The 15,192-nt window shown below is 64.3% G+C and carries 11 protein-coding genes; 7 read left to right on the top strand and 4 right to left on the bottom strand.

The window, feature by feature from the left end; genetic code table 11:
- Positions 1–146: 146 nt before the first annotated feature.
- Positions 147–2,066, top strand: coding sequence for a protein kinase domain-containing protein (locus E3T50_RS03225; protein ID WP_134550564.1), 1,920 nt, complete (start codon positions 147–149; stop codon positions 2,064–2,066).
- A gap of 29 nt (positions 2,067–2,095) precedes the next feature.
- Here E3T50_RS03225 and E3T50_RS03220 read toward each other — a convergent pair whose 3' ends face one another.
- The 3 genes from E3T50_RS03220 to E3T50_RS03210 all read right to left on the bottom strand — a co-directional run bounded on the left by E3T50_RS03220 (position 2,096) and on the right by E3T50_RS03210 (position 6,556).
- Complete coding sequence (locus tag E3T50_RS03220) at positions 2,096–3,526, bottom strand: 2-oxo acid dehydrogenase subunit E2 (protein WP_134550563.1); 1,431 nt, start codon at positions 3,524–3,526, stop codon at positions 2,096–2,098.
- Between the two features lie 62 nt (positions 3,527–3,588).
- Complete coding sequence (gene lpdA, locus E3T50_RS03215; protein ID WP_134550562.1) at positions 3,589–4,962, bottom strand: dihydrolipoyl dehydrogenase; 1,374 nt, start codon at positions 4,960–4,962, stop codon at positions 3,589–3,591.
- Positions 4,963–5,062: 100 nt separating this feature from the next.
- On the bottom strand, positions 5,063–6,556 hold the full coding sequence (locus E3T50_RS03210; RefSeq protein WP_134550561.1) for a leucyl aminopeptidase: 1,494 nt from the start codon (positions 6,554–6,556) through the stop codon (positions 5,063–5,065).
- 115 nt (positions 6,557–6,671) lie between these two features.
- Between E3T50_RS03210 and E3T50_RS03205 the strand changes: the two genes are divergently transcribed.
- The 5 genes from E3T50_RS03205 to E3T50_RS03185 all read left to right on the top strand — a co-directional run bounded on the left by E3T50_RS03205 (position 6,672) and on the right by E3T50_RS03185 (position 12,547).
- Positions 6,672–7,595 carry a proteasome assembly chaperone family protein gene (locus tag E3T50_RS03205; protein ID WP_134550560.1) on the top strand — a complete coding sequence of 308 codons (924 nt, stop codon included), beginning with the start codon at positions 6,672–6,674 and terminating at the stop codon, positions 7,593–7,595.
- 68 nt (positions 7,596–7,663) lie between these two features.
- The gene (locus tag E3T50_RS03200) at positions 7,664–8,995 is read left to right on the top strand and encodes an MFS transporter (protein ID WP_134550559.1); all 1,332 of its coding nucleotides are present in this window, start codon (positions 7,664–7,666) and stop codon (positions 8,993–8,995) included.
- A 196-nt stretch (positions 8,996–9,191) separates the two neighbouring features.
- Positions 9,192–10,472 (top strand): RNA polymerase sigma factor, encoded by a 1,281-nt coding sequence (locus E3T50_RS03195; RefSeq protein WP_134550558.1) that lies wholly within the window; start codon positions 9,192–9,194, stop codon positions 10,470–10,472.
- Between the two features lie 8 nt (positions 10,473–10,480).
- Positions 10,481–11,788: a MurT ligase domain-containing protein gene (locus E3T50_RS03190; protein WP_134550557.1), complete on the top strand. Its 1,308-nt coding sequence runs from the start codon at positions 10,481–10,483 to the stop codon at positions 11,786–11,788.
- The gene (locus E3T50_RS03185; protein WP_134550556.1) at positions 11,789–12,547 is read left to right on the top strand and encodes a type 1 glutamine amidotransferase; all 759 of its coding nucleotides are present in this window, start codon (positions 11,789–11,791) and stop codon (positions 12,545–12,547) included.
- 122 nt (positions 12,548–12,669) lie between these two features.
- Here E3T50_RS03185 and E3T50_RS03180 read toward each other — a convergent pair whose 3' ends face one another.
- Positions 12,670–12,906, bottom strand: a complete 237-nt coding sequence (locus tag E3T50_RS03180; RefSeq protein ID WP_134550555.1) for a DUF7455 domain-containing protein — start codon at positions 12,904–12,906, stop codon at positions 12,670–12,672.
- A gap of 184 nt (positions 12,907–13,090) precedes the next feature.
- Between E3T50_RS03180 and E3T50_RS03175 the strand changes: the two genes are divergently transcribed.
- Positions 13,091–15,178: a DNA gyrase/topoisomerase IV subunit B gene (locus E3T50_RS03175; RefSeq protein WP_134550554.1), complete on the top strand. Its 2,088-nt coding sequence runs from the start codon at positions 13,091–13,093 to the stop codon at positions 15,176–15,178.
- The last annotated feature ends 14 nt before the right edge of the window (positions 15,179–15,192 follow it).

The following is a 15,192-nucleotide window of genomic DNA, read 5'->3' as shown; positions in this document are numbered from 1 at the left end:
TCAGTCTAGGGGGCACGGGAGCTGCTCGGGGCGCAGCGAGTGTCAGGGCGCGGCGAGTTCTCCTCCACAGTGGCGCCCGTCTCCGCCACTGCACGAATGAGGGGCCCGCGGGTCAGTCCGTTGAGCGCCCGCTCGATCATGGTCGCGTGAAACGACGCACTGGACCCACCTCGAATTCGGTCGACGAAACGGCCTCGCTGGCCCGCCGCCGCCGGCAGGCTCCACGCCGTGTTCCCGACGAGGTCGGAGGTGCGCCAATGGTGCACACCGATAGGGTCATCGCCGGACACCACGTGATCCGATTGCTTGGCACGGGGGATCGAGCCGTGGTGTACCTGGGTCATTCCGGTACGGGGAGCCCGGTGGCCCTCAAGGTTTTCCACGCCGACACCGAGCCGGCGAGCATCGAACTCGATATCGCCGTGCTCTCGTCGGCGGCAGCGCTCGGACTCGTGCGTCTGCTCGATGTTGCGCAGCTCGGTGATGGACGCATCTGCCTGGTTCAGGAACGGTTGACCGGGGGATCACTGGCCAGGTATCTGGTCGACCATCCGAATCTGTCGCCCGGTGAGGCCGTGACCCTCCTTGCACCCGTCACCGTGGGCCTTGACGCTATGCACGCGGCGGGCTTCGCGCATGGGAACGTGACCCAGGCCACAATTTTGCTCGACGGTAATGGCCGTGCCGTGCTGGCTGGTCTCGGCGCCGTTCGACAGTTTAGGGACGAGCCCCGAGAACGGATGCGCCTGTTGCGGGCCGACTACGAACGCCTCGGCATGGTGCTGGAGAGTCTCGTCGACGCGGTCGATGCAACGCACGCGCTCTACGCTGGCGGGACAGCCCTGCTTCGTCGATTCCAGGCGGCCCTGAACCCGACGGTGGAGCGATCAGGCTCAGGAAAGGCCGATGCCGGAGCGCACGTCGGTTCCGTTCTTGGCACACTGGAGCACGACCTCTTCGACTGGGCCGACGCCGAGCCCCTTCGAGGCTTTTACCCCGCTACCCGGCCGGATGCCCACGACCAGGCCGAAAAAGCGGTTGAGACGGGAGCTCGGCACGTGAGCGGTGCTCGGCTCCGCCACGGGCTGATCGGCCCAGTAGAACTGCCCACCGCGTGGGAACCAGATCCGTTCGCGCCCGTGGTGGCGGCCAGCGTGAAGCATTCCGACGATGACGTTGCCGATGGTTCTACCGATCGATTGAACGCTGACTTCGACGCTGACTTCGACGCTGACTTCGACGCTGACCTCGCCGCTGACCTCGCCGTCGGGTTGCCCCGCGGGCGCTTCGGCCACGGGAGTGACGCGATGCGTGGACTCCCCGGGCGGGACACTGACCTCGCGCGGGGACCGTACCCGCTGGTGAAGCTTGGTCGAGCACTCGCAGCCGTGGTCGACTCGCATCCGATCAAAGCTGCCGGGCACGCTCTACGCCAACGGTTGCACGATCATCAGCGGCCCGTTCTGGTCGCAATTATCGGCGGCGTGAGCCTTCTCGTGCTTGCACTGACCCTGCTGCCGGGGTCTGGACCTGCTGGTGGATCAGGGCGCGCCGGTGAATCAGGACTCGCCGGTGAATCAGGACTCAGTGTCAACGAGGGGGCTACAGACGAGCCGACAGCCGCAGCACGAGTTCCGGCCGACGTACCAGTGGACGCCGCCGGCTCAGCGATCCTGGGCGATCAGCCTGTCCGCGGCGGTTCCGCCGCGGACACCGACACTACGGCGATAGCGGGGGATGACCCGGTGTCGGCCGTGCTGGCTCTGCTCGCCCGTCGAGCGACCTGCCTGGCCTCTGCGTCACTCGTCTGCCTGGTCGACGTGGATCAGACCGGGTCGGCCATGCTGGCATCAGACAGCTACGCCGCACGCGAGCGTCAGCAAGGCGGATCCGGACGGACCCTCATCGACTATGCGGGCTACGTGCCGTCCCTCGCTGAACGAAGCGGGGATGTGGCCGTTGTTGCCCTGACCCCGGCACCCGGACAAGAAAAAAGCCAGCCGGCCTCGGTCCTTGTGGTCAAGGGCGAGGGCGGCTGGCGTCTTCGTGAGATTTTCGACTACTGAGCGATCTCGGTGTCGATGATGCAGTGCCGTTAGATGCCGAGGTTGCCCTCGAACGCGCCGGCTTCAAGCCGTGACTTCATCGTGGTGAGAAAGCGGGCTGCATCCGCACCGTCGATGATGCGGTGATCGTAGGACAGTGCGAGATAGACGCTCGATCGGATCGCGATCGAGTCAAGACCATCATTGGTGACAACGAGAGGCTTCTTGTAGACGATCCCTGTGCCGAGAATGGCGCTCTGCGGCAGGAACACGACGGGCGTGTCGAACAGAGCGCCGCGCGAACCGGTGTTGGTCAGCGTGAATGTTCCGCCGCTCAGCTCGTCGGGCTTGAGCTTGTTGTCCCGGGTGCGGGCGGCGAGGTCAGCGATCTGGGCGGCGAAACCGGCCAGATCGAGTTCTCCGGCGTTGCGCACAACCGGAGTCAGCAGGCCACGTTCGGTGTCGACGGCAATGCTGATGTTCTCCTGGGACGGGTACACGATCGTGTCGCCATCGATGGTGGCGTTCACGATCGGGATGGCACGAAGGGCCTCGGCTGCCGCGAGGGCGAAGAACGGCAGGAACGAGAGCTTGTTGCCGGTCTTTTCGGCAAACGCGCCCTTGACCCGGTCGCGGAGCATCGCTACCCGCGTGACGTCCACCTCGACCACGGTCGTGAGCTGAGCGGACGATTGCATTGAGATGACGGCGCGCTCGGCGACAACCTTGCGCAGGCGGGACATCGGCTGGGTGGTTCCTCGCAGCGGCGATACCTCGACAACCGGGGCGGACGGGGCCGTTCCAACAGCCGAGGCGGCGAGCACGATATCTTCCTTGCGGATGCGTCCGCCCACTCCGGTGCCGCTGATCTTCGACAGGTCAACGCCGGCTTCATTCGCAAGCTTGCGCACGATCGGGGTGACGTACCCGCTGGTTCCGGCGTGTGAGCCACGAACCGCGGGGGAGGCGGCAGCGGGTGCCGGTGCGGCAACGGGTGCTGGTGCGGCAACGACCGGCGCCGGTGCAGCCGCGACGGGTGCCGGTGCGGCCGGTGCTGGTGCGGCCGGTGCTGGTGCGGCAACGACCGGTGCCGGTGCGGCAGCGACGGGCTCGGGAACGGCAACGGGTGCGGGGGCCGCTGCGACCGGGACCGCAACGGGCTCCGGCGCTGCGACCGGGGCCGGAGCCTCAGCCGCCGGCGCTTCAGCAACGGGCGCCTCAGCCGCGGGAGCGGCGGCGGCGGATCCATCGCCGATCGTGACAAGAGGGGTGCCGACCTCGACGGTTTCGTCTTCCTGCACCAGGATGGCTTCGATGATGCCGGCGACCGGCGACGGAATTTCTGTGTCCACCTTGTCGGTCGATACCTCGAGCAACGGCTCGTCGACCTCCACGCGGTCGCCCACGCTCTTGAGCCAGCGGGTGACCGTGCCCTCTGTGACACTCTCTCCGAGTGCGGGGAGGCTGACGGATTCGCTCATGCGTATGTCTCCTTTAAAACCGTTTGCTTGTCTGAAAATTGGATAAAAATTGTGGGAACCGTCTACATCGCGTGAAGCGGTTTGCCGGCAATAGCTAGGAAAGCCTCGCCCAGCGCTTCGTTCTGCGTCGGGTGCGCGTGCAGGAACGGAGCGATGTCCTCCGGGTACGCTTCCCAATTCACCACGAGCTGGCCTTCGCCGATGAGTTCGCCGACGCGGGCGCCGATCATGTGAATGCCCACGATGGGGCCGTCCTTGACCCGCACGAGCTTGACCGAACCGGCGGTGCCAAGAATGGAGCTCTTGCCGTTTCCGCCGAGGTTGTACTCGTAGGTGGAGATCTGGTCGGCACCGAATTTGTCAGCGGCCTTGGCTTCGCTGTAGCCGACGGAGGCCACTTCGGGATCCGAGTAGGTGACCTTGGGGATATTCAGGTCCTCGACGATGATCGGGTTTAACCCGGCAATTTCCTCGGCGACAAAGATGCCCTGCTGGAAACCGCGGTGTGCCAGCTGCAGGCCGGGAACGATATCGCCCACGGCATAGACGCCGGGGATGTTCGTGGCCAGGCGCTCGTCGGTAATGACGAACCCGCGGTCCATGGTGACGCCGACTTCGTCGTAGCCGAGCCCCGCAGTGACCGGTCCACGGCCGACGGCCACGAGCAGCAGGTCGGCTTCGACGGTCGCCCCGTTCTCCAGGGTGACGACCACACCAGCGTCGGACTGAGTGACGCTCTGAAAGCGGATACCGAGAGAATATTCAATACCGCGCTTGCGGAACGCGCGCTCCAGCTGCTTGGAGATTGACTCCTCTTCATTGGGAACCAGGTGCGGCAGGGCTTCAATGATCGTGACGTCGGCGCCGAAGGACTTCCAGACACTCGCGAATTCGACGCCGATGACGCCACCGCCGAGCACGGCGACCTTCTTGGGGACGTAGTCCAGGGCGAGTGCGGTCTCACTGGTGATCACACGGCCGCCGAGCTCAAGGCCGGGCAGTGAACGGGTGTAGGAACCGGTAGCCAGAATCACGTTCTTGCCGACGATCATGTCGTCGCCAACCTGAACGGTGGTGGGAGAGACCAAGCGGCCTTCGCCCTCGATGACGGTGATCCCGCGCGCCTTGACCAGGCCCTGCAGTCCCTTGAACTTGCTCGCCACGATGCCCTCGCGGAACGCGGTGACGGCGGCCATGTCGATACCGTCGAACGCGGTCTTGACGCCGTACTTCGCGGCTTCGCGGCTGACGTCGGCGACCTCAGCCGAGTGCAGGAGGGCCTTGGTCGGAATGCAACCGACGTGCAGGCAGGTGCCGCCGAGTTTGCCCTTCTCGATCAGACCGACGGTGAATCCCAGCTGCACGGATCGCAGCGCCGCTGCGTATCCACCGCTTCCGCCACCGAGAACGACAATGTCAAAATTCTGATCCGACACTCAGCTACTCCCTCGCGCTTTACGCTTCGCCACGCTGGCCGACAATATTGTGCTGATCGGCCGCGTGGTTTGACAAGCTTTTCTTGCCCCTTCGACTGTACTACGGGCGTGAAAAGTCCTCGGCCAGTCGCAGAAGTGCCCGAACAGATACCCCGGTCGGTCCGGCGGCAGTGAATCCCCAGCTGGATCCGGAGTTCTGCGCCGGTCCGGCGATGTCGAGATGGGCCCACGGTATCCTCTGGCCGGCCGCATCCGTTCCGATGAATTCCTGAAGAAAAACCCCGGCGAGCAGCATGCCTCCGGCCGAGCTGCCAATTTTGGCGTTGGCGATGTCGGCAACGTCGGAATTGAGAGTGGCGCGCAACTCCTCGGGGAACGGCATCGGCCAAGCAGTCTCGCCGACCGCGGCGCTGGCGGCGAGCACGTGTTGTACGAGAGCGTCATCACCCATCGTGCCGAAATACCGGTTTCCCAGCGCGACGACAGCGGCGCCGGTGAGGGTGGCGACGTCGATGATGGCGTCCGGGTGTTCTTCAGCCGCAGCGACGAGACCGTCGGCAAGCACAAGGCGACCCTCGGCATCTGTATTGAGCACTTCGACCGTGCGTCCGCCGCGCAGGCGCAGCACGTCGTTAGGACGAATGGCTGACCCCGACGGCATATTCTCAGCGATGCACATCCACGCGGTGATGCGCACCGGCAGCTGGAGCCTGGCAGCGGCAACCACAACCGCGAGCACCGTGGCGGCACCGGTCATGTCGTACTTCATTCCAACCATCGAGGCCGGCGACTTCAGCGAGAGCCCGCCGGTGTCAAACGTGATTCCCTTGCCGACGAGGGCGAGGTGCTTGCTGGCTTCGGCCGGGGTATAGCTGAGTTTGACCAGGCGCGGAGGGCGGGTTGACCCGGCCCCAACGCCCGCAATGCCGCCGAACCCGTCGGCAGCGAGCTGCTGCTCATCCCACACCGTCACAGTGAGCGGCAGGCCGCTCGCGGCCTCGACTGCCAGGTCGGCGAGCGAGGCCGGGTACAGGTCGAGCGGCGGCATGTTCACCAGGTCCTTGACCAGACGAATGGCCTCGGCGCTGATCCGGGCGCGTTCTACAGCGGATGCTGCCGGTGTCGCGGTGTGCACCACGACGTTCTGGGCTGGCAGCTTGGCTGCGGCCAACGAATTGTGCCGATACGCCGTGTATGAGTAGCCGCCGAGGGCTGCACCTTCCAATACAGCTTCGACCTGGTCTGCGTCGGGCAGAGGGAGCGCGAAGGCCACCGAGACCGCACCGGTCAGCTGGCGTACGGCCGAACCGGCCGCGTGTCGGAGGGAATCGGTGCTGACTCGGCGTCCGAGCCCAACGATGGCGATGCTGCGCGGCGTACCGACAGCGGCCACCAGGCGCACCACCTCGTCACGCGCTCCGGTCACATTCAAGAACGGCAGTTGAGCTGTCACCGACGCGATCAGGGCGTCGCCGAGCGTGACGTCCGCGAGCAGCTGCGCCCCATCATCCGTTTGGAGTGAAGCGAGGATGAGAATGTCGGCGGCAGAGTCACGCGCGGATTCGGTGGACAGGGACAACGTGGGAACAGTCATGTCTCGATGGTAACCATGGCCGCAGCCCGCACGTGGTCGCGGCTGTTCGCTCTAGGCACGATATTCAAAGCCCCTGAACACAGCACAAACGAGGCCCCCGGATTAGAGTTAAAGAATGTTAGACCCCGAGGAGCTGTACGCACTCACCGCCGACGCCGATGGCGTGCCGGAAGGACTACACCTGATTGCTGGACTCACCGGCTTCGCGGATGCCGGTGGCGCGGTCGCGCAGTTCACCGACTACCTCTTGACCACACTGGATCACACCGTGGTGGCGACGTTCGATACCGACACCCTGCTCGACTATCGCGCCAGGCGCCCGATCATCTACTTCGATCAGGATCACCTGACCGATTACCAGCCGCCAACACTGCAGCTGTACCTGGCCCACGACGAGATCGGGCAACCGTTCCTGTTCCTGACCGGGTTCGAACCCGACTTCCGCTGGGAACAGTTCACAGCGGCCGTGCTGCAGCTCGTCGATCGGTTTACGGTCGCCTCGACGACCTGGGTGCATGCTATTCCTATGCCTGTTCCTCATACCCGTCCGATCGGCGTGACGGTCAGCGGCAACCGCTCCGATCTCATCGAGAATCGCTCGGTTTGGCGGCCGCACACCCAAGTCGCGGCCAACGCCCTGCACCTGCTGGAATTCCGGCTGCAGGAACGTGGTGCCTCCACCGTCGGGTACGTGCTGCTCATTCCGCACTATCTGGGCGATACTGAATTCCCCGCGGCGGCCCTGAGCGCACTGGAGAGCACGAGTGCTTCGACCGGGTTGATCTTTCCGACCGATCGCCTGCGTGAAGCCAATCGAGAATTCGTCGCACGCATCGACGACCAGGTGCAGAGTAATCCGGAGCTGGCAAAACTCGTCGGCACCCTCGAACAACGCTACGACGCCTATATGGAAGGCAGTCAGCTACGGTCGCCACTCACAGACGAAGACGGTGAACTTCCGTCGGCCGACGAGATCGCCGCGGAACTCGAGAATTTTCTCGCCCTGCGTCGCAGCCGTGACGATGGGGCCCCGAGCTAGGCCCGCTGTCCATCGCCAGCGGCCGCGCAGCCAGTTCCCCGTCGGGTGGACGCGATAGGTTGGATCGAGTGAACTCTCGTCGCTCCACCCTGATCTTTATCATCGGGTCCTTCGCGTACCTCTCGGCCGTGCTGCAGCGCACGTCAATGGGCATCGCGGGGGTGGCCGCCACAGAAAAATTCGGGGGCTCGGCCGCCATTCTCTCGAGCTTGGCCGTCGTCCAACTCATCGTCTACGCCGCCGCGCAGATTCCAGTGGGCGTGTTGATCGACCGGTACGGTCCGAGGGTTCTCATGATCACCGGCACAGCGCTGATGGTCGCCGGTCAGATCGCCCTGGCACTGGCTCCGGACATCACCGTCGCCGTCATCGGCCGCATTCTGGTCGGCGCAGGCGACGCGACCATCTTCATCTCGATGATCCGCCTCATCAGCTCCTGGTTCAGCGGTCGCATCGTTCCACTCTTGTCCCAGTGGATGGGCAACATCGGCCAACTGGGCCAGGTGCTCTCCGCGATTCCCCTCGCCTGGTTGCTCCACACGAGCGGCTGGACGCCGGCCTTCCTGTCGGCGGCATCCGTGGCGGTGATCGCCCTGATCGTGGTGATCATTTTTGTGCAGGACCGGCCGAAAAATGTCACCGAGCAGGTGCACGCCAACAGCCTCGGCATCGCGCTGACCCAGCTGCGGCACAGTTTCAAACGCCCCGGTACCCAACTCGGATTCTGGTCCCACTACGTGAGCCAATCCTCCGGTACCGTCTTCACGCTGCTCTGGGGCTATCCATTCATGGTCTTCGGCCTGGGCTATGAACCGACGTTCGCGGCCGGAATGCTCACGGTGCTGGTCGGAGCCGGCCTGGTCTTCGGCCCGATCCTGGGCCTGCTGACGGCGCGCTACCCGCTGCGCCGCAGCAACATCGTGCTCGGCATCGTGACGGGTATCGGCGCCGCCTGGGCGGTCGTGCTGCTCTGGCCTGGAGTTCCACCTCTCTGGACGATCGTGCTCTTGCTGGTGGTACTGGGTATCGGCGGCCCCGGCTCCCTCATCGGTTTCGACTTCGCGCGCACCTTCAACCCACAGCGCAGCCAGGGCTCGGCCAATGGCGTCGTCAATGTCGGCGGCTTCACCGCGAGCTTCGTCATGATGTACCTGATCGGGTTGCTGCTCGACCTGCAAAACGGATGGCGCGTCGCGGGGGGAGCGGCGAGTGACCTGTATACGCTCGATGCGTTCCGGGTGGCGTTCTCGGTTCAATACGTCGTCGTCGGAATCGGCGTCGGCTTCTTAGTGCAGGCCCGGCGGCGAACCCGGCGCCAACTCTCCCGCGACGAGGGAATAGAAGTCGCACCGGTCTGGGTTGCACTATCACGCATCTGGAAACGGCGAGGTCCTCAATAGTAGTACGCGACGTGGCTTGTCGTCCAGACAAACCGTGCAATAATTAGATCTAGGACCCGTTCTGGTCTGGGGAACGCTGAATTTATTTCGGTGTGAGCATCCCCGGACTTGACATGGGTCCAAGTTCTGCCCGAAAACGCTTCTGCCTCCCGTCGGGTATCAGAAGCAGGTAAGACTCCGCATGAGAGGTGTTCGAATGGTAACCACCGTCAAGACCGAGGTGACCGACGAGTCCGTCACGACTTCCGTCGTACCGGCGGCCAAGAAGGCCGTCACAAAGGCCGCAGCGGCAAAGGCCGAGGCCGCCGCGACGAAGGAGACTGCAGCTGGCGGTGTGGTCGCCGAGAAGGCGGCACCGAAGAAGCGCGCTACCAAGGCCAAGGTCGTCAAGAGGGACGACGAGGCCGACGTCGAGGGCGGCTCTGAACCCGACGACGACGATTCTGACGATGACAGCACCAAGCGATCGGCGTCCACGGAACCGCTGCCCAAGGGAGCCCTCGTGCTCTCGCTCGTCGACGACGACGACGAAGTCCCGGTCTATTCCAGCGCCATCACCGGGGCCACGGCCGACCCGGTCAAGGACTACCTGAAGCAGATCGGTAAGGTCGCCCTGCTTAACGCTGCCGAAGAGGTCGAGCTGGCGATGCGCATCGAAGCAGGCCTGTTCGCCGAAGACAAGCTGTCGGAGATGACCGACGCCGAGAAGAAGAACGCCCTCGGACGCGAGCTGCAGTGGGTCGCCAAGGACGGCGCCCGAGCCAAGAGTCACCTCCTCGGCGCCAACCTGCGTCTCGTCGTCTCGCTCGCCAAGCGCTACACCGGACGTGGAATGCAGTTCCTCGACCTGATCCAGGAGGGCAACCTCGGCCTCATTCGTGCAGTGGAGAAGTTCGACTACACCAAGGGTTTCAAGTTCAGCACCTATGCCACCTGGTGGATTCGTCAGGCGATCACTCGCGCCATGGCCGACCAGGCGCGCACCATCCGCATTCCGGTGCACATGGTCGAGGTCATCAACAAGCTGGCCCGGGTGCAGCGCCAGATGCTGCAGGACCTTGGTCGCGAACCCACCCCAGAAGAGCTCAGCCGCGAACTCGACATGACACCCGAAAAGGTCGTCGAGGTACAGAAGTACGGACGCGAACCGATCTCCCTGCACACGCCACTCGGTGAAGATGGCGACAGCGAATTCGGTGACCTCATCGAAGACACTGAAGCCGTGGTGCCGGCGGATGCCGTTGGCTTCACCATGCTGCAGAAACAGCTGGAAAGCCTGCTCGACTCGCTGTCTGAGCGCGAAGCCGGCGTGATCCGCATGCGCTTCGGCCTCGGCGACGGCATGCCGAAGACACTCGACCAGATCGGCGACACCTTCGGTGTCACCCGCGAGCGTATCCGCCAGATCGAATCCAAGACGATGGCCAAGCTTCGTCACCCATCCCGGTCGCAGTCCCTGCGCGACTACCTCGAGTAAACGTGACAGTGACAGGGCCAACCCATCGCAACACCGGGTTCGTGCGGTCCCTGCGGTACGCTCCCGCGATTCTCATCGGTCGTGGCGTACGGGTTCTGGCTCGCTGGCGCAAACCGGGCGGTGGCTCAGCCATTCCCGGGGTCGTCGTCAACCGCATTGCCCCGGGCTTCCTAACCACAACGCTCAACGGATTTCCCCTCGGGCTTGTTATCGTGACCGGGTCCAGTGGTAAATCGACGACGACCAAGATGCTCGTCGCTGTCCTGCGTGCCCACGGCCTGGCCGTATTCACCAATCAGTCGACGGCCAACATCAGCCAAGGTCTAACCAGCGCTCTCCTGGAACGGGTCTCCCTGTCCGGGCGAATCACCGGTGATGTCGCCGTGCTGGAAATGGACGAAGGACACGGGGCGTTCATTGCCGCGTCACTGACTCCGCGAGTTGTCGCCCTCACCAATGTCATGGTCGACCAGATCGACCGTTTTCACGACTCCGAAATGGTCGCCGCCCTGCTCGCGAAAATCGCCGCTCGCGCGGCGGACACCGTCGTGATCAACGCCGATGACCGATACCTCGCCGACCTTGGCGACGCCCTCGAACCCACTGTGCCGGTGGCCCGGTACGGGGTTTCCGCCGAGGTTCTCGCCCAGTATCCTCGCGGCCTGGGCTATGCCGAGACCGCATCGACCCGCCTGCCGCCCGGCACCGGAATGCAGCTCACCCGCGTTCTCGGTCGGGACGCTGACGTGGAATTCGACTCTGTTGCCCACAGCATTCGCTTGCCGGCCCGCGGCATCCACTATGCCGTCGACGCCCTGACAGCATTGAGCACGGCACAGGCAACGCTGGGGCAGCATTTCGATCCGGCCAGAGCGTGCGCCGCACTGTCAGCCATGCCGGCCGTCTTCGGTCGCGGCGAGGTCGTCACCGTTGGCGGCAAGACCATCGAGTTCGTGCTCGTACAAAACCCATCGAGCTTTCAGCTGAACGTCGACAGTCTCGAATCCGGCACCGAGCAGATTCTCGTGATCATCGGATCCGACGTCCGTGACCCGTCCTATTTTTGGCCGGTGGACACCTCAGGCCTCGGCCACGTGCTCATTGCCTCCGGGCTCAAGGCACACGACATCGCCCTGCAGCTGGCCTACGACAACGTCACGGTGGACCGCATCGAACCCGATGTCCCGACCGCACTCGATGCGTTCCTGGCGCTACCCGATCCCGCATCCGGGGTGAAAACCATTATTTTCTCCGCCGACGGCATGCGGCGCACCCGCGCGCACCTCGGCCTCGTCTCGAATGCTGGAGAATCGTAAATGACCGTCACTTCGCTTCAGCGTCCGTTCACGGTCGTTTCGTTGTTGCCGCGCCTGCTCGACACCAACGGTGATGCCGGCAACGCCCGGGTGCTTGCGCAGCGGATTCGCTGGAGCGGTCACGACGCGCAGGTCGTCGACGTGCACTCCCGCGCCGACCTTCCCGAACACGTGGACGCCGTGTCGATCGGTTCCGGAACGGATGCTGCGCTCGTGCCAGCCCGAGACGCGCTACGAACCCTGGTTGAGGATCTGCGCGTCTGGTCCAACTCCGGCGTGCCCATCCTGGCCGTCGGTACCGGCTGGGAATTGCTCAGCTGGGGGATCGACCTGGCCGACGGCACCGTTCTGGAGGGTCTGGGTCTTGTGGCCGGTCAGGCCGTGCCCCGGGCGACCCGCGCCACCGATGACATCATCGTCGCATCGAAATACGGGCGTCTGATCGGGTTCGAAAACCACGCGCGCGATTATGTCGGCGCCGAAGCCAGTCCGCTCGGCCGGGTGGTCTACGGTACCGGCAACGGCGATCGGACATCCGGCCCACGGATCGAAGGGCTGACGATGGGGGAGGTGTTCTGCACCCACCTGCACGGCCCCGTGCTCGCGCGGAACCCCGCACTTGCGGACCACCTGCTGCGGGCGGTGTTCACCCGCCACGGACTTGAGTATTTACGTGGCACAGCGGCGGAATCAGTCGATGAGACCGCGCAGGCCGCCCGCAATCAGGTCGCCGTGCGGGTGGGCCACAGCCCCGAATAACACATAATGAATGTCGAATCCGGATCACGATCCCGGATACGAAAGAACCGCGCAGCCAGCTGGCCGAGGCCAGCCGCCTGCGCGGTATCATTTTGCGGTCACTGCGTGACCGTCGTAAGCGGCTAGGAGCGCTGATCCTCGAGCAGACGACTTGATTCGTCGTGCCAGCTCTCGGCGATGCTCGCGAGCTTCTCTTGGTGCTTCCGGCCGTGGTGCGCGCAGAACAGCAGTTCGCTGTTCTTCACGACGACACGAATGTAAGCCTGGGCGCCGCACGCGTCGCAGCGGTCTGCTGCCGTGAGCTGGTGGGGGCCGCCCTGGTTGTTTACCGCACCATTTTCGGTGACGTCTTGGGACATATTCTCCTCCTCCAAACTGAAATGCATGAACCCTCTGAACTAATGTAAACACGCCGTGGGGCAGATGACGAGATGAACGGCCGGTATTTCGCTTACCGCGTAGACGTGCACTGGGCGGCGCTCGGTAAGGACCGACCAGTCCGGCGCGAAAGATTGCCGGTTGCGGCCGGTATTCTTGGTTGTTGTGAGCTCTGACTATTCCGCGCGCCATCTTTCAGTCCTCGAGGGACTGGAGGCAGTGCGCAAACGCCCCGGCATGTATATCGGTTCTACCGACTCGCGCGGACTGATGCACTGCCTGTGGGAGATCATCGACAACTCCGTCGATGAGGCCCTGGGCGGGCACGGCGCCAGCATCAATATCGAGCTGCACCCGGACCAGAGCGTCGAAGTGCGCGACACGGCCCGCGGCATCCCGGTCGATATCGAACCCAAGACCGGCCTGAGCGGCGTCGAGGTCGTCTTCACCAAGCTGCACGCGGGCGGGAAGTTCGGCAGTGGGTCATATGCCGCGTCGGGCGGGCTGCACGGCGTTGGCGCATCCGTCGTCAACGCGCTCTCCGAGCGTCTCGATGTCGAGGTTGACCGCGACGGGAAGACCTGGGCGATGTCGTTCCACCGCGGCGAACCGGGCTTGTTTGCCGACCTCGGAGAGAAAAGCCCCGATGCCCCGTTCACCCCGTTCACCCCGTTCGAGAATCAAAGCGAACTGCGGGTGATCGGCAAGGTCAAGCGCGGTGTCACGGGAACCCGCATCCGCTACTGGGCCGACCGTCAGATCTTCACCAAGGGGGCCATGTTCCAGACCGACGAGGTCCTCAATCGTGCCCGCCAGACCGCTTTCCTGGTGCCAGGGCTCGCCATCGAGGTCGCCGACCGGCGCACCGATGAGCCGGTGATCAGCCTGTTCCAATTCGACGGCGGCATCTCCGAATTCGTCGAACACCTCGCACCGGATGCCCCCATCACCGACACCTGGCGGCTGACCGGGAGCGGAACCTTCAGCGAGACCGTCCCCGTTCTCACCGACAAGGGAGCCATGGTCCCGACCGAGCTCGTGCGAGACTGCGAGGTGGACATCGCGCTGCGCTGGGGCACCGGCTACGACACGATCGTGCAGAGCTTCGTCAACATCATCGCCACCCCCAAGGGCGGCACCCACCAGGCCGGCTTCGACCTGGGACTGCTGAAGTTTCTTCGAGCGCAGGTCGACCTGAACGCCCGCCGTCTCAAGGTCGGCAGCGACAAACTCGACAAGGACGACGTGATGGCCGGCCTCACCGCCGTGCTCACCGTGCGCCTGCCCGAACCGCAGTTCGAGGGTCAGACCAAGGAAGTGCTCGGCACCCCCGCGGTGCGAGCAATCGTCGCGAACGTCGTCGCGAAGGCCATGGCTGAGCGGTACGCCTCGCCCAAACGCGACGACAAGACACAGTCAGCGTTGCTGCTCGACAAGATCGTCGCCGAGATGAAATCGCGCATCTCGGCCCGGGCGCACAAGGAGACCCAGCGACGTAAGAACGCCCTGGAAAGTTCCTCCCTGCCGGCCAAGCTGGTCGACTGCCGCAGCAACGATGTGTCCACGAGCGAACTGTTCATCGTGGAGGGCGACTCGGCTCTCGGCACCGCGAAACTCGCCCGCGACAGCGAGCACCAGGCACTGCTGCCCATCCGCGGTAAAATCCTCAACGTGCAGAAGGCCTCCGTTGCCGACATGCTCTCCAACACCGAGTGTGCCTCCATCATCCAGGTGATCGGCGCCGGTTCCGGTCGAAGCTTTGACCTGTCAGCGGCGCGCTACGGCAAGGTGATCATCATGAGCGACGCCGACGTTGACGGTGCACACATTCGCACCCTGCTGCTCACACTGTTCTTCCGTTACATGCGACCCATGATTACCGAGGGCCGCGTTTTCGCCGCCGTACCGCCGCTCCACCGGGTCGTCGTCATGAATCCCGGCAGCAAGCCCAACGAGACCATCTACACCTACTCCGAGAGCGAACTGCACTCGGTGTTGCGCGCACTCGAGAAGAAGAACCGCCGATATCAGGACCCGATCCAGCGCTACAAGGGTCTCGGTGAGATGGATGCCGACCAGCTCGCGACCACGACCATGGAACGCGCCCACCGCACCCTGCGGCGCGTGCGCGTGGACGACGCAGAGGCCGCGGGACGGGTGTTCGAGTTGCTCATGGGCAACGACGTTGCCCCACGCAAGGAGTTCATCATCGAAAGCTCCGACAAACTCTCCCGCGACCGTATCGACGTCTAACCAGTCGCTTTTGC

The sequence above is a fragment of the Cryobacterium gelidum genome, assembly GCF_004403985.1.
GTDB lineage: Bacteria > Actinomycetota > Actinomycetes > Actinomycetales > Microbacteriaceae > Cryobacterium > Cryobacterium gelidum.
Note: the sequence above shows the minus strand (reverse complement) of the source record. Positions and strands in the feature narration are given on the sequence as shown.